The sequence below is a fragment of the Desulfotignum phosphitoxidans DSM 13687 genome, from assembly GCF_000350545.1.
Classification (GTDB): domain Bacteria; phylum Desulfobacterota; class Desulfobacteria; order Desulfobacterales; family Desulfobacteraceae; genus Desulfotignum; species Desulfotignum phosphitoxidans.
The window spans coordinates 44152-69163 of the sequence record NZ_APJX01000002.1 but is presented as its reverse complement, the minus strand read 5'-3'; the positions used below and the strand labels follow the sequence as shown (position 1 = coordinate 69163).

Here is a 25012-nt window from a genome sequence, read left to right as displayed (position 1 = left end):
TTATTGGTTTTATTTATCTGAATTGTTTTTATCAAATTCATTTTCAGACTTTGCCCATGCATCGCTGAGATCTTCATAGGCATCTGAAAACCCTTGTTTCATTTCTTCCCATGCACTGGTGGAACTGGCTTTCAGGCTGCCGTATTTCTCAGCCACATCATTCCGTTTTTTTCGCAGTGTTTTGAGGCTTTCCCGGGTTTTTTCACGGGCCGCACTGCTCATTTGATCCCAGTTGTCTGCGATATCAGTTTCCAGTTCATCAATCCGTCTGTCCAGTATATCCAATGCTGTTTTAGACCGTTCAATCGCCTCATCACGCTGATCAGCTGTATAGTCTTTGAGGGCTTCGAGCAGATCCTGTGCTTCCTGTTGAACCGATTTGACCGTGGTGTTGTCCTCGTAGGATTTGGCAAAACCCGCCGGCATTGTGACAAACATGACCATTAAAACCCACACACCTATTGCGCTGCTTATTTTTGCATACCTCATTTGCCTTCTCCTTGTTTTGTCGTTTAATTTTAACGCAGTCCTAATCGGTTATTTCATGTGTATTTCACCTTAAAAGCCTGGTCGGCCACCGCCCGGGCAGGCCCAGCCGCGATCTCCAAACTCCTGTCGGCACCTGGAACCGAACTCAGGTTTCAATGTCTTTTTTAAGCTTGTCAAACTCTTCTTTTGTTATTTCACCTTTGGCGTACCGTTTCTTTAAAATTTCCGACGGGCTTTCTTTTTGCGAACCTGTCGAAGTTCCGGTTGTTTTGCCGCGATTCATAACAAAGTACAGAATGACCGCTACAATAATGATCAACAAAATCCACATAAAAATTCCTCCATAGCCGCCATATCCCATCATATGGCCCCATCCACCCATAGACCGGTCCACCGGCCTATGGCTGCATCCAGAGAAAAAAGTTATCAAAACCACCGGAATCACCGATATAAAAAATGTAAAAAACTTGTTTTTCATGGTTTCTCCTCTAATGAAAGCTTCTTTGTTTTTTCGGCCCGTTTCTTAATCAGTTTCAATGCATTGTTTTCACTGCTTCTCTGACCATCTGGCATGCATATCCCCATTCGTTGTCATACCAGCTCATCACCTTGAGCAGATCGCCGTCCACCACCTGGGTCATGCTCGGATCAACAATGGAAGCCCGGGGGTCTTTGATGATGTCCGAAGAAACAATGGGATCCCGGGCCACGCCCAGAATTCCCCGGTAACGTTCGGTTTGAGATTCTTCCTGGAAAATCTCATTGATCTCTTCTATTGTCACATCCCGCCCCGTCACAAAGACCAGGTCAGTTAAGGAACCCGCCGGCACCGGACCGCGAACCGCAACCCCGTCAAATTTGCCGCTGTATTGCGGCAGCACTTTTGTGGTGGCCTGGGCCGCGCCCGTGGATGTCGGCACAAAATTGACGGCTGCCGCCCTTCCCCGCCGCCATTTGTTTCTGGGCGCGTCCATGAGGGACTGGCTTGATGTATACGCGTGAATCGTGGTCATCATGGCCTTTTTTATGCCAACTCTTCTTCCCAGAATTTCAACCACCGGGCTGATGCAGTTGGTGGTGCAGCTTGCACAGGAGACCATCCGGGGAGATCCCTCCAACTGGTTCACCCCGTGCACCACCATTTCCACTTCGCCTGTTTTCTCGGGAGCTGAAAGAAAAACCCTTTTTGCACCGGCTTTCAGATGCTTTTCCAGGTCTTGTTTTTTTCGAAAAACACCGGTGCACTCAAAAACAATATCAATATCAAGCTCGCCCCATGGAAGCTCAGCCGGATCCTTTTCATTGAACATACGGTATTGCTTTCCATCTATCTGCAGCTCGTCTTTATCGGCCCTTACCTCTTTTTCATACCTGCCGTATACGGAATCATATCCCAACAAATAGGCAAGATTATCCACAGGCAGCAGATCGTTCAATGCCACAAGTTCAAGCTCCGGGGTTTCCAGTATTATTTTAAGAATTGCTCTTCCTATTCTGCCAAGGCCATTGATTGCTACGTTGGTTGTCATAATTCTTTCCTTTTTGTTTTCTTTAAAAAAAAAGGCCATAAAGCCATTCTTCAATGTAGTCTGTGCGGTATCAGCTTTCTGAAATCATGGTTTCAAACAATCTTTGTGTGTCTTCTTTTCGGCACAATTGTGTGCCGGGCGTCATGACGGCTGCAGTACCGGCTGCCAGTTTCCTGAATTCACCGATATTGGGCTTGATCATATATACCCCTTCTTTGCATGCCTTTTCCAGGGCCTCTCCGGACGTGTCCACGATCAGTTTTGTTCCATTTCGGCCACGCGCCTTATGACCTGGAGGACACTGTCGGGCTGTAACGAGATGGAATCGATACCGGCTTCCACCAGAAAGGCGGCAAACTCGGTATCATTGCTGGGGGCTTCCCCGCAGATCCCCACCTTGCGGCCGGCCTTGTGCGCACTTTCGATAAGGCTGCGGATCAATATCTTGACAGAGGCTTCGCTTTCATCAAACAAAGGGGCCAGCTTTTCTGAATCACGCCCGATGCCCAGGGTAAGCTGGGTGAGATCATTGGATCCGATGGAAAACCCGTCGAATCGTTCGGCAAAGGCCGGAGCTTCCAGAATATTGGTGGGTATTTCCGCCATGATATACACCTGAAGATCTTTTTCACCCCGCCTCAGTCCATTTTTATCCAGGACATCCATCACCTTGTCCGCCTCGGCCGGGGTGCGGCAGAAAGGAATCATGATGGTCACATTGGTAAATCCCATATCTTCCCGCACCCGGCGGATGGCCCGGCATTCCAGGGCAAAACCGTCCTGGTAGTCCTCACTGTAATACCTTGATGCCCCCCGCCACCCGAGCATGGGATTCTCCTCTCCGGGTTCGAACTGGCTGCCGCCGATCAAATCAGCATATTCATTGGTCTTGAAGTCGCTCATGCGCACAATCACCTGGTGGGGATACCGGGAGGCTGCGATGACGGCAATGCCCCGGGCCAGAAGCTCCACAAAATATTCGGTCTTGTCCTCATATTCCCAGGTCAATTTCTCAATTTTGTCTCTGACATCCTTGTCTTCAACCGTATCAAAGCGGGCCAGGGCCAACGGATGGATCTTGATCACATTGTTGATCAGATATTCCATGCGGGCCAGGCCCACCCCTTTGCAGGGCAGTTTCCACCAGCGCATGGCCGCTTCGGGGGTCCCGATATTCAGCATGATCCGGGTCTTTGTTTCCGGAATATCCTCCAGGTTCAGGTCCTTTGTTTCAAATTCCAGTTTTCCGGCATATACATGGCCCTTGTCTCCTTTGGCGCAGGAGACCGTCACTGCCTGGTCCTGCTTGAGGATCTGTGTTGCATCCTCTGCACCCACAATGGCGGGAATTCCCAGCTCGCGGCTGACAATGGCGGCATGGGAGGTGCGCCCCCCCTGATCAGTGACAATGGCTGCAGCGCGCTTCATGATCGGGACCCAGTCCGGATCGGTCATGGTGGTTACCAGCACAGCACCGGTTTGGAACTGATCGATCTGCTGTGCACTCTTGATGACACTGACCTTTCCTGGGGCAATGGCCTGGCCGATACCCAGTCCGGTAACCAGACGCTCTCCCGGATCTTGTGTGAGCGTATATGTCTTCATGTTTCCAACGGTTTTCTGGGACTGCACGGTTTCCGGCCTGGCCTGTACAATGAACAGATCTCCCTGCTCACCGTCCTTGGCCCATTCGATATCCATGGGCGTGTCATAGTGTTTTTCAATCTCTACGCCCCAGCGGGCAAGCTGCATGATCTCGCGGTTCGTCAACACAAAGGATTCACGCTCCTCTTTGGAAGTATTCAGGTTTTTGGTGGGCTTGGTTTTGGCATACACCATTTTCTTTTCCTTGGAACCGCGGGTTTTCTCAATAATAGGATCGATTCCCTCCTTTCCCAGAAATGGTTTAAAAACCGTATACTGATCCGGATTGACCGTACCCTGGACCACATTCTCGCCAAGGCCCCAGGCTGCGTTGATCAGGATTACATCCGGAAACCCGGAATCAGTATCCAGGGTGAACAATACCCCGGAACCGGCCAGATCGGAACGGACCATCTTCTGGATGCCCACTGACAGGGCAACTTTCATATGGTCAAACCCCTTTTCCTCCCGGTAGGAGATTGCCCTGTCAGTGAAAAGGGAGGCAAAGCATTTTTTGCAGGCTGTGAGCAATGCCTTTTCACCGGTTACATTCAAAAAAGATTCCTGCTGTCCGGCAAAACTGGCCTTGGGCATGTCCTCGGCCGTGGCGCTCGAGCGGGCTGCCACGTCCACTTCTTTTACATTGTAACGCCCGGCAAGATCTTTATAGGCAGAAAAGATTGCCTGTGCCACATCCCCAGGCATTTCTCCCTGGTTGAACAAGTTCCGGATGGCCTGCCCCGTTTTTTGCAAAGATGCCTTTTTTTGCTGATAAGTTTTGAGCAGTTTTGTGATCTTGTCCTGCAGCTGGTTTTTTTCAATGAATGCCCAAAAGGCTGTTGTGGTTGTGGCAAAGCCGTCCGGAACACGGATATCCTTTTTTTTAAGGGCCCGGACCATCTCCCCCAGCGACGCATTCTTGCCCCCGACCCGGCCGACATCTTCTGAATTCAGATCTTCAAACCATCGTACGTAATTGTCTTGTTTTGCGGTATTCATACTATATCTCCTGCAAACACTGTCTTTTTTTCAACCCTGGATTCATTTTCCTATCAGCTATGACCTGCAGATCACGCAGAATAAACCCATTGGGATTGTCTTTTAAACAACCCGCTATTTGAATCTGGATCTGGCGGATTTTACAGCCTCTCCCAGTGAACCCCACGCAAGGTCAATACCGGCTTTAAGATCTTCCCATGCATCTTCACCAGCTGCTTTCAGCTCTGTGAGCTTTTTTTGTGCGGCTTCCTGCTTGGTGCGCAACTCTTCAATTTTCTTGTAATATTCAAGCCGGGCCTGGGCATCTGCCTTGTCGGCTTTTGCCTTCATCTTATCGATGTCAATTTTCCATTCTTTCAGCTGTGCCTCTAATTTTTGTTCATACGCTTCTTTCTTACCCATTGTTCTCTCCTTTTATAGTGTGATTTTTGATACCAGATCTGTCGCCTTCAAAACGGTTCACACGACAATCATGTTGTTTTCCGAACCCTGATCATCACAAACGATGTCAGGACAATTGGGATCGCAGGTCCATGTTCCATCGACAATGAATTTATATTCATAGGTGCCTTTGGGCAGTATTTTTATTTTTTTCCATGTTCCTGTCTCATCTTTTTTCATGGCATCGGAATCCTGGGACCATTTATTGAAACTTCCTGCAAGTACAACCTGTTGGGCTTCCGGGGCAAAAACTTTAAAAGTAACGCGCTTTTTTTTATTATCAGCCATGTTTTTTCTCCTTATAAAATTAAGATTCTATTTTTTACCCGAACAGTATTGCAACCGCATGTGCCGGAAGCATCAGGGTGGTGTCTTCCACAACAATGTCATCTGTTGATGACAGAACCATTTTTTTATCTTTTGCATCAGCGCAGGAAATTGTTCGGGGAGTCTCTGCGAAATTACAAGTCACCAGCACCGGTCCCCGTGTCATGGTCAGCCAGCGCTCTGTTTCATCAAATATAACAGATACCTGTTCAGTTTCTCCATCAGTCAAGCATGACAGGCGGCGCCGCAGCGCAATGAGCGATTGATGCCACGCCAGCATGTGCCTGCTGTTCTCCTCTTGCCGTTCCTCCCAGTTGAGCCTGGATTGCGCAAAGGTTTCTTCATCCTGGGGATCGGGGATCTCTTCGCTTTCCCATCCGAATGCGGCAAATTCTTTGCGCCGGCCGCGCTTCACCGCTTCTCCCAGTTCAGGTTCCCGGTGATCGGTAAAATACAGAAATGGTGTTGAGGCCCCCCATTCTTCCCCCTGAAACAGCATGGGCACAAAAGAAGACGTCATGACCAGGGCAGCACCGATTTTCAGCAGGCCCGGTGAAAGCAGCCGGCTTGTCCGCTCGCCCAGGGCACGGTTGCCCACCTGGTCATGGTTTTGCAGACATCCCACAAACCGGGTGCCGGAAATTCCGGTGGCGGGCCGTCCATGACAGCGGCGGCGGTAAACCGAATAGCAACCGTCATACACCACCCCTTTAGTCAACACCTTTGCCAGCTGGGCCAGGGTGCCGAAATCCTGATAATAGCCCTGATTTTCCCCGGTCAGCACCGCATGCAGAGCGTGGTGAAAATCCTCGTTCCACTGGGCATCAATGCCGTATCCCCCCACCGCTGGAGAACGGATCACCCGGGGGTCATTCAGATCGCTTTCTGCGATGAGCACAAGATGCCGGCCCAGGGCTGTTTCCAGATTTTTTACGGCATTGGCAAGCGCTTCCAGAAAATGAATGGCAGATCTGTCCAAAATGGCATGGACCGCATCGATGCGCAGCCCGTCAAAGTGGTAGTCCTTGAGCCACATGACGGCATTATCGATAAAAAACTGCCGCACCTCATGGCTGTCTTGTTCATCAAAATTAACTGCTTCTCCCCAGGGGGTGGCATACCGGTCAGTGAAATACGGCCCAAACTGGTTCAGATAATTTCCCGCAGGCCCCAGATGGTTGTACACCACATCGAGCAGCACGGCCAGACCGCGCTGGTGACAGGCATCCACCAGGCGTTTCAGCCCTTCTGGGCCGCCGTATGCCTGGTGGGGGGCGTACAGATCCACACCGTCGTAGCCCCATCCGCGGTCACCGGAAAACTGTGCCACGGGCATCAGTTCCACATGGGTGATACCCAGTGTCACCAGATGATCCAGGCGGCCGACAGCTGCATCACATGTGCCCTCAGAGGTGAAGGTTCCCAGGTGCAGTTCATAGATGACGGCTGATCCCAGAGGCGGCTGCTGCCAGCCGGCATCAGTCCACTCAAAGACAGAATGGTCCACCCATCTGGAAAACCCGTGTATCCCGTTGGGCTGCCAGAAAGAACGCGGATCCGGAAACGGTCCGTTGCCGTCCACGGCAAAGGCATAATCAACGCCGTGGTGCATAAAGGGGGCATCCACATGCCACCAGCCGCCTGCATCCTGTGTCATGGCAAGCACCTGGTCATTGCTGTGCAATGTTACTTTTCCGGCCTTTGGGGCCCAGACACGCATATCTGTCATGGCAGTTATTTCCTTTTCATCAGCAGGCCGACAGGAAAACGGTGCAGCAGTTCCTGGAGCCTTACAGCACCGCCGTCCGCTTCATCACCTGTCAGAACATTGTGCCATTTTCCCGAAGGCAGTTCTAAAATGGTATCATCCCAGTCATTATCCAGACCCATAACAAGCCTTGGGGCCAGAGAGATCACATCCTGTCCCCGGAAAAACGCCACCAGATGGTCTGCTTTTTGGCCGGTGGCATACAACGGGCAATAATCGGCCCGGGGACCAAAAAATTCCGGAAGGGTGCGGCGCAGATGCAGGGCCTGGCGGATGACCCAGAGTTTGGGCAGGCCTTTGTCCATTCCGGTCAGGATCTCTTCAGGGCTCATTTGCGGCAACTGGCTGAGCAGGCGGCGGCGCAGGGCAAAATCCACGGGCCTGCGGTTATCCGGGTCCACCAGGCTCAAATCCCATAGTTCAGTGCCCTGGTAGATGTCCGGAACCCCCGGGGCTGTGAGTTTAATCAGGGTCTGGGCAAGGCTGTTAATTCTGCCGGGTGCTACCAGGTCTGCGACAAAATTTTCCAGGTCTGTGCAGAATGTCCTGTCTGCCAGCACGGCAGCGATAAAATCAGCCAGACCGCGCTCATACGCATTATTCGGAGCTGTCCAGGAGGTATGCACCTTGGCTTCTTTGACCGCTTTTTCCATATAGGCACAGATTCTTTCCAGATCAATGGGCCAGGCCCCCACCAGGGTCTGGTACAACAGGTATTCGGTATTGGCATCAGGCACCCCGCCAGAACGGTGGCGGGCATTATTGGAAGCCCATCTGCGGACCGCATCCGCCCATGGGTCCGGGATCTCGGAAAGCAGGGCCAGCCGGGCCCGGACATCTTCACTGCGCTTGGTATCATGGGTGGTGGATGCCAGCAGTCCCAGCGGATGTTCTTTTTGTGCACGGGCACAGGCTCCATGAAACTGCCGGGGATGCACTCCGAACCTGCCTGGATCTCCTCCCACTTCATTGAGACAGACCAGGCGGTGGTACCGATAAAAAGCGGTGTCTTCCACGCCCTTGGCCATGGCCGGGCCGGTCAATTGCTGGAACCGCATGGCCAGTTCTGCTTCCAGGGCCCCTCTGGTTTGCAGCAAAAGCAGGTCTTTAAGAAATAAAAACAGGTCCGGGTCAAGATCCGTTCGCACCATTGCAGCCCCTTCAATGGCCGCATTGATATGGTGTTCGTCCTCTTCAGACACCCTGTTTTCTGAGGCAGACACATATGACCTATACACCGGAAAATGGATGGCTGTCTGACACAGGGCCCTGCGCAGTTCCTGCCGGGAATAGTCCCTGTGACGTCGGTGCCTTTCACAGATTTCTTCAAAAAGACTGGTAAGGCGCCTGATCTCACTTTGCAGGATAGTGGTGAGCACCAGGTGCTTGCATTCATGGACCAGTGCTTCAAACGGTTGTTGTATTCCTGTAAAATCCGCATACAGCTGTGTCAGCACCTCCTCGGATGCAGGATTTACAAACAGCCCCCCTGCAAGATTCATGAAATCATATCCTGTGGTGCCGGCAACCGGCCAGTCTGACGCAAGATTTTCTTTGGGTTCAAGAATTTTTTCCACCACGATCCAGGCATCAGGGCAGGCCTTTTGCAGCCTGTGAAAATACTGGGCCGGGTCCCACAGACCGTCCGGATGGTCAATGCGCAGCCCCTGGACCCATCCTTTTTTAACCCAGGCCAAAGGCAGGGCATGGACAGCCGCGAAAACCGTTTTGTCCTCAACCCTTATTCTTGCCAGGTCACTGATGTTGAAAAACCGCCTGTATCCAAGATCTGTGTCCGCCATGCGCCAGAAAGCCAGCCGGTAATGCTGCTGTTCAATGACTGTATCCAGGGCATCCGGATCATGGTTCAGGCGTGTCACCTCTGCTTTGATGCGCGATTCTTTTGATCCGTCATCTTCCCCGGCCCTGGACAAAATTTCGGCCGCACTGGAAGGTGCCACAGGGAACAGATGCTCATGATAATGAATGACAAAATCCCCGTCTTCATATGACAACTGCAGTTCGCCATCCTCGAGGATGCGGCCATAGTGATTTCCTAAAACCGGCAAAAGAAGCTTGCCGGGCCATCGGTTTGCGCCACTGTGCCAGTCCACATCAAAAACCCGGCAAAGCGGCTGGCCGGTCCGTTCTCCAGCAGATCCCACCACCAGGGATTCTGCCGCCCGGCAACGGCCATATGGTTGGGCACCACATCGATCATATGCCCAAGCCCTGCGGCACGAATAGTCTCACACAGGCGGGCATGGGCCTGGGTTCCCCCGAGTTCCGCATTGACGTGTGCGGGATCCACAATATCATAGCCGTGGGTGCTGCCGGCAGCTGCCTGGAGGTAGGGGGAGGTGTACATATGACTGATACCCAGATCATGCAGATAGGGCACAATCTCTGCGGCCTGGTCAAAGCCGAATCCGGAATGCATCTGGAGTCGGTAGGTGGCAACAGGTTCAAATTTCATGGCGCAGCACCACCAGGGAACGGGCCGCAACCATGATCGCGTCCCCTGCCTTCAGTGACGGCGGCTCTTCCTGCCACCCGGTTTCAGTATCGATTTCCTTTATCCAAAGATTGCCATAATCCGGTCCGGGAAGTTTAAATTGCAGTACATCATGAAAGGCATTGAAAATCAGGTAAAAATTGTCATCGATGACAGGTTCACCCCGGGGATTGGGATTGGGAATGGTGGCACCATTCAAAAAAACACCCAGGGATTTTGTGACTTCCACTCCCCAGTCCTGTTCAGCCATCTGTTCTCCCTCCATGGTGAACCATCTGATGTCGTCGACCTCGCTGCCATGAATCGAGCGGCCGTGAAACCATCCCCGGCGGCGGAAAACCGGGTGGTCTTTGCGGTACTGAATAAGTTTCCGGCAAAAATCATGGAGTGCTTCGTCCACATTTTCCCAGTTGTACCAGGAAATTTCATTGTCCTGGCAATAGGCGTTGTTGTTCCCCTGCTGGGTCCGCCCCAGTTCATCTCCGCCCAGAAGCATGGGCACCCCCTGGGAAAGGAGCAGGGTAGCCAGAAAATTTCGCTTTTGGCGGTGTCTCAGCCGGCGTATCTCCGGGTCGTTTGTTTCTCCCTCCTCACCGCAGTTCCAGGAACGGTTGTGATCCTCTCCATCACGATTTTCCTCGCCGTTGGCCATGTTATGCTTTTCATTATAGGAAACCAGATCATGCAGGGAGAACCCGTCATGGGCCGTGATGAAATTGATGCTGGCATAGGGCAGGCGGGAGGTATTTTCATACAGATCGGAACTGCCTGTAAAACGGGCGGCAAACTCGCCCATGGTCTGGTCCTCCCCCCGCCAGAAATCCCGGACGCAGTCCCGGTATTTTCCGTTCCATTCGGTCCAAACCGGCGGGAAATTGCCGACCTGGTAGCCGCCCTCACCCACATCCCAGGGTTCGGCAATCAGCTTGACCTGGCTGATGACCGGGTCCTGCTGGATGATGTCGAAAAAAGCGGACAGCCGGTCCACATCATGCAGTTCCCTGGCCAGGGTGGATGCCAGATCAAACCGGAATCCGTCCACGTGCATTTCCAGAATCCAGTACCGCAAAGAATCCATGACAAGCTGCAGAACATGGGGATTGCGCATATTCAATGTGTTGCCCGTGCCGGTATAATCCATATAGTATTGCGGATCTTCAGTAAGCCGGTAATAATAGGTGTTGTCGATTCCTTTGAAACTGAGCATGGGACCCAGGTGATTTCCCTCTGCCGTGTGGTTGTAGACCACATCCAGAATTACTTCCAGACCGGCCTGGTGAAGGATTTTCACCATCTGTTTGAATTCAGCCACCACACCGCCGGGACGGTTGTCTGCCGCATATTCGTTGTGGGGGGCAAAATACCCGATGGAGTTGTACCCCCAGTAATTTTTCAGACCCTGATCCTTCAGGTGTTTGTCCTGGATGAAAAAATGCACCGGCATCAGTTCAACCGCTGTGACCCCAAGGTTTTTAAGGTATTCAACAACCGCAGGATGGGCAAGTCCTGCATAGGTGCCGGCCATTTCAGGGGGAACATCCGGATGGCGAACGGTGAACCCTTTTACATGGGTTTCATAAATCACGGTATCATGCCAGGGAATCTGCAGGCGGCGGTCTCCGCTCCAGTCGAAATGGGGCTGGTGCACCACACACTTGGGCATGAAAGGGGCACTGTCAGTATCGCTGCGGATGCCGGGACCCTCTCTAAAGGGATAGGGGAATACTGCCTCATCCCATTGCACTTTCCCATCCATGGCTTTGGCATAGGGATCCAGCAGCAGCTTGGCGGGATTGCAGCAAAAACCCCGGGAGGGATCCCACGGGCCGTGGATTCGAAATCCATACCGCTGGCCCGGCTCCACAAAGGGCAGATACCCATGCCAGCAATACCCTGTCACCTCAGTGAGATCGATACGTGTTTCATTGTCATTTTCGTCAAAGAGGCAGAGCTGTACACGCTCCGCAATCTCTGAAAACAAGGAAAAATTGGTGCCGGAACCATCGAATACTGCTCCCAGCGGATATGGTTGTCCTGGCCAGATCTTCATAACGGTTCTCGTTTCATTTCTATTAATCCATGCCTCCGCTTGTTTGATTGGAGTTCAATTATCGTTTTTCCGGGTATGATCTTCAATGAGGAAAAACATGTATTTACACCGGCGGCTTCATGCAAATACATGTTTCAGCGTCAAATGGGGGAATACACCCATTTATTTTACCCATCCGTATCTATATGATTTTGGTAAAAAACATCTGGAACAGACCCTAAGGGAGTAAACACATGCATAAAGATTTGAAAAAATACGACCATGGCACACTGGTTGCGGCAATGACATCTGCTGACTTTTATCCCCACAAGCCCGCCGAGATTATACACAAGCAGACACATATCTCTGATGTCTTTCTTGCCGGTGATCGGGTCTATAAAGTCAAAAAACCCGTCAATCTGGGATTTCTTGATTTCAGCACCCTGGAAAAGCGCTATAGATTCTGCTGTGAAGAGGTGCGGTTGAATCAGCGGCTCACCTCAGACATCTATCTTGGGGTTGAAAAAATCACATGGGACAAAAACGGATATGGGTTGAACACAACCGGAGAAACCGTGGATTACGCCGTTAAAATGCGGCGGCTGCAGGATGAACACACCCTGGAATACCTGCTTGTATCAAACCGGGTGACTGAATCATTCATCAACCGTCTGATCCATACCCTGGCTGATTTTTATAACGCATCTGCATTAAAAAAAAAGGAGAGGGATCAGTTTGGTTCGTTTGACGCCATCGGGCAAAAGTGCCGGGACAATTTCAACCACCTGCCTGATTTTTCCGACACCGGGACCAACAAAAGAAAAGTTCAACTGATAAAGGCCGCAACCCGGATGTTTCTGGACCGCCATAAAGAGTTATTTGACCGCCGAATTGAAAACAACCATATCTGCGATACCCATGGCGATTTAAAAACAGAACATATTTACAATGATCAGGGCGTTCAGATACTGGACTGTATTGAATTCAACCACACATTCCGTTACCAGGACACGGCATCGGATCTGGCTTTTCTGGCCATGGACATGGATTTTCTCGGATACCGGCCGGCCGCCCTTTTTCTGCTCAGCCGTTATGTAAAAATAACCAGTGACGCGGATTTGATGCAGGTGATTGATTTTTACAAATGCTTTCGGGCCATGGTGCAGGTAAAGGTGTATCATCTGCAGATTGAGGCCATGCCGTCACACGATGATGCCAAAAAGGCTGAACACGTTCATGAAATGGAACAATATCTGGATCTGGCCTACCAGTATGCCCTGAAAATGGCTTTTCCGGTCATCTGGGTGACCTGCGGCATGATTGCAGCAGGCAAAAGCACGGTGGCAGAAAAACTGGCGGCACTGTTTTCCATACCCTGGATCCGCAGTGATGAACTCCGCAAAACCCTGTTTGAGGAGTTGCCTGACAAATCCGGCAAAACAGGGTTTGAAAAGGGCATGTATACCCCGGAGGCCACCTCACTTGTGTATGGCAAAATGCTGATCACGGCCCAGGCAGCGCTGGAAAAAGGCAGCTCTGTGATCCTGGATGCCGCCTGCCGCAAGCAGAAAGAACGGCAGGATATATTGCAGCTGGCCCGGGACACATCTGCCAACATCATTTTTGTTGAATGCCGGTGCCCGGACCGGGAAATAAAAACCCGGCTCAAAAATCGGGAACATCAATCCACGGTATCTGACGCACGGCTGGAACATTTTGCAGCCATAAGAAAGAGCATGGACCCTTTTGACCATTTGTCAGCGGATGTGCACATGCCGGTCCGGACCGATCAGCCCCTGGACAGCATCATTGAAACCATTCTGACAGGTGAGCATGAACTGCTGGCAAGGCAGACCGCCCAAAAAAGCGGTTGATGTCAAAAAGTCAGCTATTTCTTTTACTGGGCGGTGTAGCCCCCGTCAATGACCAGCTCGCTGCCGGTGACAAATGCGGATTCATCCGAAGCAAGGTACAGGGCGCCATATGCAATATCCTCAGGCTTTCCCACATGGCCGACGGGATGCTTGCTGTCCAGATTTTTTCGAAAGGCATCCACCCCTTCTTCCGAGGCTTTCCCCAGTTCTTCAACAAGGGGGGTCCAGATATAACCCGGATGAAGGGAATTCACACGAATACCCTGTTTTGCATAAATTAAGGCATCTGTCTTGCTCATCAACCGGACAGCACCTTTTGATGCATGATAGGCCGGCAGATCCGGTGCACCGACAATACCATATATAGAAGAAAGATTGATAATACTGCCCCCCTTGTTTTTTTGCATATGGGGAATGGCATATTTGGTACACAGGAATACCCCCCTGACATTCACGTTCATCAGGTTGTCCCATTCCTGTACGTCAATTTCATGGGTGGGTTTGTTGGGACCGGCAATGCCGGCGTTGTTCACCAGGATGGTAAGGCTGTCAGCCGGCGAGATCACATCGGCCACATTTTTTTCATCAGAAGTGTCCAGATGCTGATACTCTGCCCGGCCCTGGTTTTGGCGGATTTCTTCAACCAGCTGTTCGCCTTCATCATCAATAATGTCGGTGACGATCACATATGCCCCTTCCCTGGCAAACAGTTTACAGATTTCCCGGCCGATTCCCCGGGCACCGCCCGTAATCAATGCGGTTTTAGCGTTCAAGCGATCCATTGTGTTTTCCTCCTGTTTCTTGTTATATGCATGGGTGTTAATAAAAAACAGCCGCCACCGGCGAATCATCGGGCATCTCTTTCAAAGGCACCGGAAATACAGACGCACCGTTTCTGAGTGCATGGCATGCGGCCACATTCAGCAGATCCTGGTCTTGCGCCTGCTTTTCAGAATGAAAAACCGGTCCGTCATCCCAGCTGAACTGCCCCCATTGGTCAACATCCCGGGCGACTATCAGGTGTTTCACCTGCCCGGTGGGTGCCTGCTCAAGAATATGGGCCAGATCATTGGCAGTTTTGCCTGACCCCTTCAGATCGTGATATGTGTTTAACGCTTGGTTCAGGTCTTTGCGGGTATGCGGTGCCGCAATCTTCCAGGCCGCTTTTTGCAGGTCCTGTGCCGACATATTTTCCGGATTTCCAGTGATCCCTTCTTTTACAAGGTAAGGATAGGTATTGGCGGTTCGATACAGGGCATGGAGATAATCCACACCCGCCAGGATCAGCAGATCCGAACGCGGACCCAAAAAGGTGGTCAACGCTTTGTTAATGGCTTGAAAATACCTCAGAATACGGTCTTTATCTTCATCATCAGCCCCACCCTGTCCATGGAAAACCGCCGCTTTTCTGCCCGGTGTCTGGCTGGTCTGGCTTGCGGTATGAAACTGGAGCTGTTTTTCCTGAAGATCGAACCGCAATGCCTGGGACAGGCTGTCCGGCAGATTTTCGGGTGTGATTTCATCACAATGCTGCCGGGTGCACTGATACAACCGGCATTCATTCTGACTGAGGGCAAGGATAAAAAAAGTGGTGTCATAGGCCACCAGGGGCAAAACCGGTTTCAGGTGAAACTGATCTGCCACCACTGCCACTTCGGGCGTGTCCATGGAAAGCCGAAAGGCACGCGTCAGTTCAGGTGACATAAAAAGGGCGAACCCGTCTTTTTGATACTGCCAGAATGCGGCATTGCCGTTCTCCAGCAGCGCCATGGCAGGGCCCAGGTCAATGCCCGGAACGATGGGTTTGATCTTCTCCATGGTATTCTTAAAACGGATCTGATTTTGCAGGCTTTCTTTGCCGCCCCTGTGGGTAGGTATATATATGGAGATGCATGCAGCGTTTTCATGTTTGAGCAAAGCATCGAGGTCATTTTTGTTGAATGCATCCGCCAGATGCATTTTACCGGGTGTTGTTATATGTTTCATCTGTCTCTTCTCCTTATTATCCGGTATGTTGCCAGTTTTTGTCACCTTACCAGACCATGAAAAAGGATCATATGGTGAAAAACCACCATTTTTTATCGTAAGGGTATGCAGTTGAATCGGGTTTGTGTTTTTTCAACAGGCCGTCATAGATCAAAAATAGACAAATACAAGAAAATTTCCTCCAATATGGGGGTTATTGTGTATTGTATCACCGGCAAAAAAAAACATATGTTGAGTGTATTTAGAAAAATTCAATATTACCGGCCCAAAACAAAACTCAGACCGGTATCAGGCGAAAGGAAAAAACAGATGAATCAAACAGATTTCGGGCTCTCAAAAGAGACCTGTGACGGTGTTATTTTTGACCTTGACGGTGTGATCACCCAGACGGCAAAGGTGCATGCAACAGCGTGGAAAACCCTTTTCGACACTTATTTAAAAACCCGGGCTGCCCGTGAAAACCAGGCATATATTCCTTTTGATGCAGACAAAGAATACCGCACTTATGTAGATGGGAAACCCCGATATGACGGGGTGGAATCATTTCTCAAATCCAGGGGGATCGACCTGCCCCGGGGAAATCCGTCAGACGATCTGAGCAATGAAACCATCTATGGGCTTGGCAACAGAAAAAATGAGATTTTCAATACCTATCTGCAAAAACAAGGACCCGAAGTATACGAAGATACATTGAGCCTGATGTATGAAATCAAAAGACAAGGATGGAAAATAGCGGTTATTTCCGCCAGTAAAAACTGCATTCCCGTGCTTGAGGCGGTCGGGATTGCAGATTGGTTCGACACAGTGGTGGACGGTGTGCTTTCCCAAAAGCTGGGAATAAAAGGAAAGCCTGACCCGGATATCTTTTTCGAGGCTGCCCGCCGCATGGAAGTCACAGCAAAGCGCACCGCTGTTTTTGAAGATGCGACATCCGGGGTGAGCGCTGCAAAAAAAGGCGGATTTTATCGGGTGATCGGTGTAAACAGGGCAGACAATGAATCCATTTTGAAAAAAGCAGGGGCTGATGTGGTGTTTTCAGATCTGTGCGATATCCGCATCAATGACAGGCTTCCGGTCAGAAAAAAAGAAATGGCATCTTTGCCTCCGGCCCTGGACCATGTTCAACAGATTCTACAGCGGGCCAAAGACAGGAAGATCGCCCTTTTTCTGGATTATGACGGCACCCTGACCCCTATTGTCAATGATCCCCAAAAGGCATTCCTGGACCAGAGCACCCGGCAGACGCTGGGAAAAGTGGCCAAAAAATGGGTGGTGGCCGTCATCAGCGGCAGAGACCTTGCAGCCATTCAAAACTTTGTAAAACTGGACAATCTCTATTATGCCGGCAGCCACGGCTTTGATATTTCCGGCCCGGCGAATCTTACGCTTGAAATGCAGAAGGGAAAGCAATTTCTGCCTGTTCTGGACAAGGCCCAGGGTCAGCTGGAACAAAACCTGACCCACATCCCGGGTGCGGCCCTTGAACGCAAACAATTTTCCATTGCCATCCATTACAGGAATGTCAAACAGGCGCAGGTAACCACAGTCCGGCAGACCGTTCGCCAGGTCCAGACCGATCACCCTGAACTGCGCATCACGGAAGGGAAAAAAGTGTTTGAGCTGCAGCCCGACATTGAATGGCATAAGGGAAAAGCCCTGACATGGCTGATGGAAAAACTGAACCTGAATCTGGACACCTATTATCCCATGTATATTGGAGACGATATTACGGATGAGGATGCATTTGAAAGCCTGAAAACCATCGGCACCAGTATTATCGTCAAGGGCAGTTTTCACCCGACATCAGCTGATTTTGTACTGGAAAACACCCGGGAAACTGCCGCATTTATAGAAACACTTTTTGATGAAAAGGAAAGATAATATGCCTGCCTGGAATTTAACCTACAATACCTATAAACCGCAGGAAGAGGGACTTCGCGAAGCTTTGTGCACACTGGGAAACGGCTATTTTGCCACCCGGGGGGCAAGTGCCCAGGTGTCTGCCGGCGACATCCATTATCCCGGCACCTACCTGGCCGGAGGATACAACCGGCTCAAAACCAAGATTGCCGACAGGGACATTGAGAACGAAGATCTGGTAAATATGCCCAACTGGCTGTGTCTGAAGTTTCGTTTCACAGGCGGACAATGGTTTTCTCCTGAAAATGCAGCCATTCGGTCCTATTGCCGGGAACTGGATATCCAGAACGGGATTCTCACCCATATCGTTGTTTTTGAAGACGAACAGGGACGCCGCATCCGGATGGAAGAACAGCGCATTGTGCATATGGGGGACCGGCACACGGCTGCCATGCAGGTATCATTGACCAGTGAAAATGAAACCGGTGCCCTTGAGGTGGAATCAGCCATCGACGGCACGGTTCAGAACCGGGGGGTAAAAAGGTACGGCGAGCTGAACAGCCGGCACCTTGAAGTTCTGGAAAGTGAATCCGTTCAAGACAGGCCGCTTTATCTGAAAGTACAGACCGTCCAGTCAGAACTGCGGGTGGCCATGACAGCCAGAACCCGGATAACCAGAAAAGGCAAGGCCCTGGAACTGGCACCCAAGCTGATGGATGATGATGGATATGTGGGCAAACGCTATACCGTGGATATCAAAAAGAAAGAAACCATTGTGGTGGAAAAAGTGGTTCTGGTGCACACCTCCCGGGATATTGCCATTTCCGAGTGCGGTCTGGCCGCCAGGGCAAGAATCCAGCGTACCCCCGGCTTTGAACCCCTGCTCAAAACCCACAAACTGGCCTGGAAACAATTGTGGCGCCGATCCGACATTACACTGACCGACCGCAGAAAAAAACGCTCAGACCACCATCCGGAAATGGTGGTCCGACTGCACATCTTTCATCTGCTGCAGACCACATCCAAACAGACCATTAATCTGGATGTGGGAGTGCCTGCCAGGGGCTGGCACGGAGAAGCTTACCGGGGGCATATTTTCTGGGATGAGCTGTATATTTACCCGTTTATAACCCTGCAGCATCCGGAAATCACCCGTTCGCTTCTGCTGTACCGGTACCGCCGGCTGGATACGGCAAGGGCCGCTGCCAGGGCCGCCGGATATAAAGGTGCCATGTTTCCCTGGCAGAGCGGGAGCAGCGGCAGAGAAGAAACCCAGACCGTGCACCTGAATCCCAAATCCGGGCGATGGATCCCGGATAATTCACATTTTCAAAAGCATGTAAATGCAGCCATTGCATTCAATATCTGGAAATATTTCGAATCCACCGGGGATATGCAGTTCATGTCTGAGTATGGTGCGGAAGTGCTGCTTGAAATCGCCCGGTTCTGGGCAAGCATTTCCACGTTTAACAAAGATTTTGACCGGTACGAAATCCTCAAAGTGATGGGTCCGGATGAATACCATGATGCCTACCCGGATGCGGATGAGCCGGGGCTGGACAACAATGCCTATACCAATGTCATGGCGACCTGGGTGTTGACCCAGGCATTGAACGTCCTGGAAATTCTGCCCGAAGACCGCATTGAAGAGCTTTGTGAAACCCTGCACATCACAGAATCTGAAACAGATCTCTGGTGGGATATCAGCCGGAAAATGCGGATCATCTTTCATGACGACAACATCATCAGCCAGTTTGAACATTACGACCGGCTCAAGGAACTGGACTGGGAAAAATACCGGGAAAAATACACCAACATCCAGCGCATGGACCGCATACTGGAAGCCGAAGGAGACAGTCCCAACAATTACAAGATAACAAAACAGGCGGATGTGCTCATGCTGTTTTATCTGTTTTCCGCGCCTGAACTGAAAACCCTGTTCAAACAATTGAATTATCCGTTTGAATATGAAACGATTCCCAAAAATATCGATTATTATGTCCATCGTACCACATATGGCTCCTCTTTGAGCTGGGTGGTCCATTCCTGGGTAATGGCCCGGTCGGACCGGAAACGGTCCTGGAAGTTTTTTCTAAAAGCCCTTCAAAGCGACATTAATGATATTCAAGGCGGCACCACCCGGGAAGGGATTCATCTGGGCGCCATGGCCGGATCAGTCAACATTCTCCAGGAAGCATACATGGGCATAAAAACCCGGGGCAATATCTTATGGGTCAACCCGGAACTGCCTGAAGTGCTTGAAAAACTGGAAATGCAGGTGCGGTATCGGGGCAGTACCCTGGCCTTTGAAACCACCCAGGAAATGTGCAAAATCACGCTTTTGTGCAGCCCGGAAAACACGTTTAAATTCGGATTCAAGGAAAACCTGTATGAACTGAAAGTCGGAAATACCCGAAAGTTTCACATCTGAAGGATACAACCAATCCATGCCGGTGCATAACACGGACATCGCAGCACAGCTCAACCGCATGGCGGATCTGCTGGAAATTGAAGATGCCAATCCTTTCAGGGTCAGGGCATACCGCAATGCCGCCAGAACCGTCAAGGGGCTGTCCCGGCCAGTACCCGACCTGATCAAACAAAAAGAGGATCTGACCGCACTCCCGGGCATCGGCCAGGACCTGGCAGACAAGATAACGCAGATTGTTTCCCAAAAAACCTTTACAGAACTGAAGGAAATCCAAGCCCGTCTGCCCTCAGAACTGCCCCGTTTGATGGAGATTGAACACCTGGGCCCCAAACGGGTAAAACAGCTGTATCAGGAACTGGGCATTTCCACCATAAAAGAGCTTAAAGCCGCTGCCCGGGCCAAAAAAATCCGCACTATACAGGGCTTTGGGAAAAAACTCGAACACGCTGTTTTAAACGGCCTTGAACAGATGACATCCGAATCCGGGCGCATTTTATTATCTGAGGCGGAAGAACGGGCCGCGCCTTTGCTGGCCCATATGAAAAAAGCACAGGATATTGACCGGATCAAGCTGGCCGGCAGTTTCAGGCGGCGCAAAGAAACCGTGGGAGACCTGGATCTTTTGATCTGCAGTGACACACCCGAAAAGGTGATAAAACATTTCACCGCATATGCAGATATAAAAAAAATCATTTCCAGAGGCGAAACCCTCTGCCGGGCAGTGCTCTCCTCCGGTCTTCATGTGGATCTGCGGGTACTTGCCCCGGATGCCTATGCTGCAGGGCTCCATCATTTCACAGGTTCCAAAGCCCATAATATCGCCCTTCGGAAACGGGCCGTGAAAAAAAACCTGAAAATCAATGAATACGGTATTTTCAAAGGGAAAAAACAGATCTCCGTTTCCCATGAAAAACAGATCTATGAGATCCTGGACCTGGCTTTTGTCGTACCGGAACTTCGGGAACATACCGGTGAAATCAAAGCGGCGGAACAGGACCGGCTGCCCCGGCTGATCCAGTTACAGGACATACAAGGGGATCTGCATGTCCATACCACTGAGACCGATGGCCTGGCCGGTCTTGAAGAAATGGTGCAAACCGCTCAGGACATGGGATACAAATATCTTGCCATCACAGATCATTCTGTGCAGGTCCGCATCGCCAACGGCATGGATATCCCCCGCCTGGAAAAACAGATCGAAACAATTGACGCGCTCAATGACCGTCTGGAAAATTTTCGTGTACTCAAAGGCGTGGAAGTGGACATCCGGGCAGATGGAAGCCTTGATTTGCCTGATGACATATTGAAAAAACTGGATCTGCGGGTCTGTTCCATCCACTTTTCCCATCACCTGTCCCGAAAAAAACAGACAGAACGCATTATCAAAGCCATGGAAAATCCCTTTTTCAATATCCTGGGCCATCCCACCGGCCGCCTCATCAACCGGCGCAAGCCCTATGCAGTGGATCTGGAAAAAATCATGGCCGCTGCAAAAGAGAACGGCTGTTTTCTGGAGCTCAATGCCCAGCCGGATCGGCTGGACCTGAACGATGATGCCTGCAGGCTGGCCCGGGATATGAATGTCAAAATTGCCGTTTCAAGCGATGCCCATGATACGGGCGGCCTGTCACACCTGCGGCGGGGTATCGACCAGGCAAGGCGCGGCTGGCTGGAACCAGCAGATGTCATCAACACATACAGCTGCGAGGACCTTATCCGGATGATGACCCGGAGGTAACAACAGGGCCAATTTCAAAAGGACATTGTGCGATTTCCCGCAGAATATACCCCCCGGATTTCTTTTTTGCCTTCTTCATTTTATCTTCTCCCCGAAATCCTGATAAGCAGAATATTATAATACATGGTTTTCCATTTTTTTATGGGTATTTTCCCTGATTTCAATTTTTTCCAGACTCATATATTTATTCGAACATGGAAAATCGGGGCCGGTATCGACTCCGTGGTCGGCGTTGCCGCCGGAATTCCCCAGCCTTGCAGGAAAGGATCTGAAAATGCAAAAAGCGTTTATAAACGTGTTTAACAATGTCCTGGGATCGGTGCGTGAACCCCTTTTGTTACTGGATACCAGTCATAAGGTGGTCGGAGCCAGCCCCTCTTTTTACAAAAATTTCTGTGTCACCCAGAAAAATACGGAAGGTGCATTGATCTATGACCTTGGCAACGGGCAATGGGATATCCCCAAACTCAGAGAATTGCTGGAAGAGGTCCTGCCGCAAAATTGTGTATTCAATGATTTTGAGGTGGCGCATTCTTTTGAAAAAATCGGCCCCAAGATCATGCATCTGAATGCCAGAAAAATCAACCTGAAATCAATCGATGCCCAGCTGATTCTTCTGGCCATCGAGGATGTGACCGAGCGGGAGCATTATAAGCGGAACCTTGAAGAGATTGTGGAAGCCCGCACATCTGAACTTGCCCTGGCCAGACCGGCGGCGGAAAAAGAAAAGGAAACCGCAGAAGAGGCGCTTTTGGAAATACAAAAACTCAAAAAGCAGCTGGAAGGGGAAAAAGCGTATCTGACCGAAGAAATCAAACTGGATCACAACCATGAAAATATTATCGGTAAAAGCGATGCGCTGAAATATGTGCTCTATAAAGTGGAACAGATTGCCGCCACCCATACCACGGTCCTGGTTCTGGGTGAAACCGGAACGGGAAAGGAACTTGTGGCCCGGGCCGTTCATCACAGCAGCACGCGAAAAAAAAGGGACCTGGTCAAAATTAACTGCGCCGCATTGCCGGCCAACCTGATTGAAAACGAATTGTTCGGTCATGAAAAAGGGGCGTTTACCGGTTCCAGCGCCAGGCAGCTGGGACGGTTTGAACTTGCAAACGGGGCCACGCTTTTTCTGGATGAAATCGGAGAACTGCCCCTGGAGTTGCAGGGCAAACTGCTTCGCGTGATCCAGGACGGGGAGTTTGAACGCCTGGGCAGCCCCCATACCATCAAGGTGGACGCCAGGATCATTGCCGCCACCAATCGGAATCTGGCACAGGAAGTAAAAAAAGGCAATTTCCGGGAAGATCTCTGGTACCGGCTGAATGTGTTTCCCATTACCATGCCGCCCCTTCGGGACCGAATAGAGGATATCCCGCTTCTGGTGGCTTTTTATGTCAAAAAAATTGCCAGGCGCCTGGGCAAAGATACCCCCATTGTTCCCAAACTGATGATGGATGCTCTTTTAAATCATGACTGGCCGGGAAATGTCCGGGAGCTGGAAAATATCCTGGAGCGTGCCGTGATCATTTCGTCAGGCCCGAAACTGCGCATGGTGGATGATTTTAACAAGCCGCTGGCCTCGTTAGACAATACCCATAAAAAAAAGGAAGCCAAAACACTGGAACAAGTGGAGCACGACCATATTGTCCAGGTTCTGGAACAGACCAACTGGAAAGTCAGCGGGAAAAACAGTGCAACCCAGATTCTTGGGCTCAACCGCAGCACCCTGCGCGGCCGGATGCGAAAGCTTAATATTATCAAACCCTGAACGGCCATATTTGGCCTTAGGTACAATAAGGAGTGCTTTAAGATGAAAATTTTATTCATTTACCCTGAATTTTCGGATACGTTCTGGTCTTTCACCCATGCCTTGAGCTTTATCGGAAAAAAAGCGGCTTTTCCGCCGCTGGGATTGATCACGGTGGCGGCCCTGGTGCCTGAAAACTGGGACAAACGCCTGAAGGATACGAATGTGGAGCGCCTCAAAGACAAGGATATTGTCTGGGCCGATCTGGTGTTTATCGGCGGCATGGCCGTGCAGCGCACATCCACCCGGCAGATCATCGATCGCTGTAAAACATTGAATGTCAAGGTTGTGGCCGGCGGGCCGCTGTTTACCTGTGAACCCGAAGCGTTCATGGACGTGGACCACCTGGTGCTGGATGAAGCGGAGTTGACGTTGCCCAGATTTTTGTCGGATCTTGGCAACGGCCGGGCTGAAAAAATATACCGGGCCGACGGATTTTGTGATCCTGATGACACCCCCGTGCCTTTGTGGGGGCTGTTAAACATGAAACGGTATGCATCCATGAGCTTGCAGTTTTCCAGGGGCTGCCCGTTTAACTGTGATTTCTGTAACGTGACGGCCTTGTTCGGCCACATCCCCCGGTTAAAAAAAGCCGACCGGATCATCCTGGAGCTGGATCATATTTATGCAGCCGGCTGGCGCGGCAGTATCTTTTTTGTGGATGATAATTTTATCGGTAACAAGTCGTATTTAAAAAAACATCTGCTCCCGGCCCTGGTTGACTGGCGAAAAGATAAAAAAGGCTGTGTGTTTTTTACGGAATCCTCCATCAATCTGGCGGATGATCCTGAACTTTTAGACATGATGGTAAAAGCCGGGTTTGATTCCGTGTTTATCGGCATTGAATCTCCGGATGAAGTGTGCCTTGCCGAATGTCATAAAACCCAGAATAAAAACAGGGATCTTCTGGAAAGCGTGGGCATCATCCAACGTTCCGGGCTGCAGGTCATGGGCGGGTTCATCGTCGGGTTTGACAGTGACGGGCCGTCCATTTTCCAGCGCCAGATCGATTTTATCCAGAAAAGCGGCATTGTCACGGCCATGGTGGGCATGCTCCAGGCCATTCCGGGAACCCGGCTGTTTGACCGGCTGCAGCAGGAAAGCCGGGTAACGAAATCCTTTACCGGGGACAATGTAAACGGCACCACCAATATCATCCCCAAGATGGGCATGGACAATCTGTTCAACGGATACCAGGCCATCATGAAACAGATCTATCAGCCGAAAAATTATTACCGCCGGATCAGGACTTTATTAATGGAGCTCAAAGCCCCTGAAACCATTGTTCCCATTGATTTTCAGCGGTTTCTTTGCTTTTTCAGAGCCGGTTTGCGGCTCGGTTTTTTCGGAAAAGAGCGGTTCCATTACTGGAATCTGATTGCCTGGACCCTGGTCCGAAAACCCAAACTGGTGCCTATGGCCATCACCCTGTCCATTTACGGCTACCATTACCGGAAAATATGCGAGAGATATATCTACAAAGCATAGAGACCCGGCGCTACAAACAGCCAAAGCACACTATGATGCTGCGACACAAAATGCCCTCGAGGGGGGTGCAGTGGTTGTGGATAG

At 50.8% G+C, this 25012-nt stretch carries 19 protein-coding genes; 6 read left to right on the top strand and 13 right to left on the bottom strand.

Features of this window, described 5'->3' with window-relative positions; translation table 11 throughout:
• Nucleotides 1-9: 9 nt before the first annotated feature.
• From DPO_RS04845 to glgX, 11 genes are all read right to left on the bottom strand, one after another.
• On the bottom strand, nt 10-489 hold the full coding sequence (locus DPO_RS04845; protein ID WP_006964605.1) for a sll1863 family stress response protein: 480 nt from the start codon (nt 487-489) through the stop codon (nt 10-12).
• Nucleotides 490-634: 145 nt separating this feature from the next.
• The gene (locus DPO_RS04840; protein WP_006964604.1) at nt 635-967 is read right to left on the bottom strand and encodes an SHOCT domain-containing protein; all 333 of its coding nucleotides are present in this window, start codon (nt 965-967) and stop codon (nt 635-637) included.
• 55 nt (nt 968-1022) lie between these two features.
• Nucleotides 1023-2018 carry a type I glyceraldehyde-3-phosphate dehydrogenase gene (gap, locus tag DPO_RS04835; RefSeq protein WP_006964603.1) on the bottom strand — a complete coding sequence of 332 codons (996 nt, stop codon included), beginning with the start codon at nt 2016-2018 and terminating at the stop codon, nt 1023-1025.
• A 70-nt stretch (nt 2019-2088) separates the two neighbouring features.
• Nucleotides 2089-2271, bottom strand: a complete 183-nt coding sequence (locus DPO_RS04830; RefSeq protein ID WP_040011584.1) for a hypothetical protein — start codon at nt 2269-2271, stop codon at nt 2089-2091.
• A gap of 2 nt (nt 2272-2273) precedes the next feature.
• On the bottom strand, nt 2274-4661 hold the full coding sequence (gene ppsA / locus DPO_RS04825; RefSeq protein ID WP_006964602.1) for a phosphoenolpyruvate synthase: 2388 nt from the start codon (nt 4659-4661) through the stop codon (nt 2274-2276).
• Between the two features lie 114 nt (nt 4662-4775).
• Nucleotides 4776-5063, bottom strand: a complete 288-nt coding sequence (locus DPO_RS04820) for a sll1863 family stress response protein (RefSeq protein ID WP_006964601.1) — start codon at nt 5061-5063, stop codon at nt 4776-4778.
• A gap of 57 nt (nt 5064-5120) precedes the next feature.
• Complete coding sequence (locus tag DPO_RS04815) at nt 5121-5390, bottom strand: glycogen-binding domain-containing protein (protein WP_006964600.1); 270 nt, start codon at nt 5388-5390, stop codon at nt 5121-5123.
• A 34-nt stretch (nt 5391-5424) separates the two neighbouring features.
• Nucleotides 5425-7158 (bottom strand): malto-oligosyltrehalose trehalohydrolase, encoded by a 1734-nt coding sequence (gene treZ, locus DPO_RS04810; protein ID WP_006964599.1) that lies wholly within the window; start codon nt 7156-7158, stop codon nt 5425-5427.
• Nucleotides 7159-7163: 5 nt separating this feature from the next.
• Nucleotides 7164-9311, bottom strand: a complete 2148-nt coding sequence (treY, locus tag DPO_RS04805) for a malto-oligosyltrehalose synthase (protein ID WP_201765603.1) — start codon at nt 9309-9311, stop codon at nt 7164-7166.
• Nucleotides 9254-9673 carry an alpha-amylase family glycosyl hydrolase gene (locus DPO_RS25785; protein ID WP_006964597.1) on the bottom strand — a complete coding sequence of 140 codons (420 nt, stop codon included), beginning with the start codon at nt 9671-9673 and terminating at the stop codon, nt 9254-9256. The genes treY and DPO_RS25785 overlap by 58 nt, the downstream gene beginning before the upstream one ends.
• Complete coding sequence (glgX, locus tag DPO_RS04795) at nt 9663-11762, bottom strand: glycogen debranching protein GlgX (RefSeq protein WP_006964596.1); 2100 nt, start codon at nt 11760-11762, stop codon at nt 9663-9665. Before glgX ends, DPO_RS25785 begins: the two co-directional genes overlap by 11 nt.
• A gap of 233 nt (nt 11763-11995) precedes the next feature.
• On the opposite strand from glgX, the gene DPO_RS04790 reads away from it, so the two are divergent.
• A complete protein-coding gene (locus tag DPO_RS04790; protein WP_006964595.1) occupies nt 11996-13615 on the top strand; it encodes a bifunctional aminoglycoside phosphotransferase/ATP-binding protein in 1620 nt (539 codons plus the stop codon).
• A 23-nt stretch (nt 13616-13638) separates the two neighbouring features.
• Here the strand turns inward: DPO_RS04790 and DPO_RS04785 are convergent, their stop codons facing one another.
• Nucleotides 13639-14397, bottom strand: a complete 759-nt coding sequence (locus DPO_RS04785) for an SDR family NAD(P)-dependent oxidoreductase (protein WP_006964594.1) — start codon at nt 14395-14397, stop codon at nt 13639-13641.
• 37 nt (nt 14398-14434) lie between these two features.
• Nucleotides 14435-15601 (bottom strand): baeRF7 domain-containing protein, encoded by a 1167-nt coding sequence (locus tag DPO_RS04780; protein WP_006964593.1) that lies wholly within the window; start codon nt 15599-15601, stop codon nt 14435-14437.
• Nucleotides 15602-15910: 309 nt separating this feature from the next.
• Here DPO_RS04780 and otsB point away from each other — a divergent pair, with 309 nt between their 5' ends.
• From otsB to DPO_RS04750, 5 genes are all read left to right on the top strand, one after another.
• Nucleotides 15911-17482, top strand: a complete 1572-nt coding sequence (gene otsB, locus DPO_RS04775) for a trehalose-phosphatase (RefSeq protein WP_040011623.1) — start codon at nt 15911-15913, stop codon at nt 17480-17482.
• Between the two features lies 1 nt (nt 17483).
• The gene (locus tag DPO_RS04770) at nt 17484-19892 is read left to right on the top strand and encodes a glycoside hydrolase family 65 protein (protein WP_006964591.1); all 2409 of its coding nucleotides are present in this window, start codon (nt 17484-17486) and stop codon (nt 19890-19892) included.
• A 16-nt stretch (nt 19893-19908) separates the two neighbouring features.
• Complete coding sequence (gene polX, locus DPO_RS04765; protein ID WP_006964590.1) at nt 19909-21630, top strand: DNA polymerase/3'-5' exonuclease PolX; 1722 nt, start codon at nt 19909-19911, stop codon at nt 21628-21630.
• Nucleotides 21631-21904: 274 nt separating this feature from the next.
• Nucleotides 21905-23401 (top strand): sigma-54 interaction domain-containing protein, encoded by a 1497-nt coding sequence (locus DPO_RS04755; RefSeq protein ID WP_006964589.1) that lies wholly within the window; start codon nt 21905-21907, stop codon nt 23399-23401.
• Between the two features lie 42 nt (nt 23402-23443).
• Nucleotides 23444-24928 (top strand): B12-binding domain-containing radical SAM protein, encoded by a 1485-nt coding sequence (locus DPO_RS04750; protein WP_006964588.1) that lies wholly within the window; start codon nt 23444-23446, stop codon nt 24926-24928.
• Nucleotides 24929-25012 lie beyond the last annotated feature (84 nt).

What these genes read in the sequence shown, in the direction of transcription:
- DPO_RS04750 (WP_006964588.1), top strand. Translation starts at nt 23,444, where the DNA reads ATGAAAATTTTATTCATTTACCCTGAATTTTCGGATACGTTCTGGTCT.
- DPO_RS25785 (WP_006964597.1), bottom strand. Translation starts at nt 9,673, where the DNA reads ATGAAATTTGAACCTGTTGCCACCTACCGACTCCAGATGCATTCCGGA.
- DPO_RS04780 (WP_006964593.1), bottom strand. Translation starts at nt 15,601, where the DNA reads ATGAAACATATAACAACACCCGGTAAAATGCATCTGGCGGATGCATTC.
- treZ (WP_006964599.1), bottom strand. Translation starts at nt 7,158, where the DNA reads ATGACAGATATGCGTGTCTGGGCCCCAAAGGCCGGAAAAGTAACATTG.
- DPO_RS04820 (WP_006964601.1), bottom strand. Translation starts at nt 5,063, where the DNA reads ATGGGTAAGAAAGAAGCGTATGAACAAAAATTAGAGGCACAGCTGAAA.
- DPO_RS04785 (WP_006964594.1), bottom strand. Translation starts at nt 14,397, where the DNA reads ATGGATCGCTTGAACGCTAAAACCGCATTGATTACGGGCGGTGCCCGG.
- DPO_RS04755 (WP_006964589.1), top strand. Translation starts at nt 21,905, where the DNA reads ATGCAAAAAGCGTTTATAAACGTGTTTAACAATGTCCTGGGATCGGTG.
- DPO_RS04815 (WP_006964600.1), bottom strand. Translation starts at nt 5,390, where the DNA reads ATGGCTGATAATAAAAAAAAGCGCGTTACTTTTAAAGTTTTTGCCCCG.
- DPO_RS04770 (WP_006964591.1), top strand. Translation starts at nt 17,484, where the DNA reads ATGCCTGCCTGGAATTTAACCTACAATACCTATAAACCGCAGGAAGAG.
- DPO_RS04790 (WP_006964595.1), top strand. Translation starts at nt 11,996, where the DNA reads ATGCATAAAGATTTGAAAAAATACGACCATGGCACACTGGTTGCGGCA.
- DPO_RS04840 (WP_006964604.1), bottom strand. Translation starts at nt 967, where the DNA reads ATGAAAAACAAGTTTTTTACATTTTTTATATCGGTGATTCCGGTGGTT.
- DPO_RS04845 (WP_006964605.1), bottom strand. Translation starts at nt 489, where the DNA reads ATGAGGTATGCAAAAATAAGCAGCGCAATAGGTGTGTGGGTTTTAATG.
- polX (WP_006964590.1), top strand. Translation starts at nt 19,909, where the DNA reads ATGCCGGTGCATAACACGGACATCGCAGCACAGCTCAACCGCATGGCG.
- otsB (WP_040011623.1), top strand. Translation starts at nt 15,911, where the DNA reads ATGAATCAAACAGATTTCGGGCTCTCAAAAGAGACCTGTGACGGTGTT.
- glgX (WP_006964596.1), bottom strand. Translation starts at nt 11,762, where the DNA reads ATGAAGATCTGGCCAGGACAACCATATCCGCTGGGAGCAGTATTCGAT.
- ppsA (WP_006964602.1), bottom strand. Translation starts at nt 4,661, where the DNA reads ATGAATACCGCAAAACAAGACAATTACGTACGATGGTTTGAAGATCTG.
- gap (WP_006964603.1), bottom strand. Translation starts at nt 2,018, where the DNA reads ATGACAACCAACGTAGCAATCAATGGCCTTGGCAGAATAGGAAGAGCA.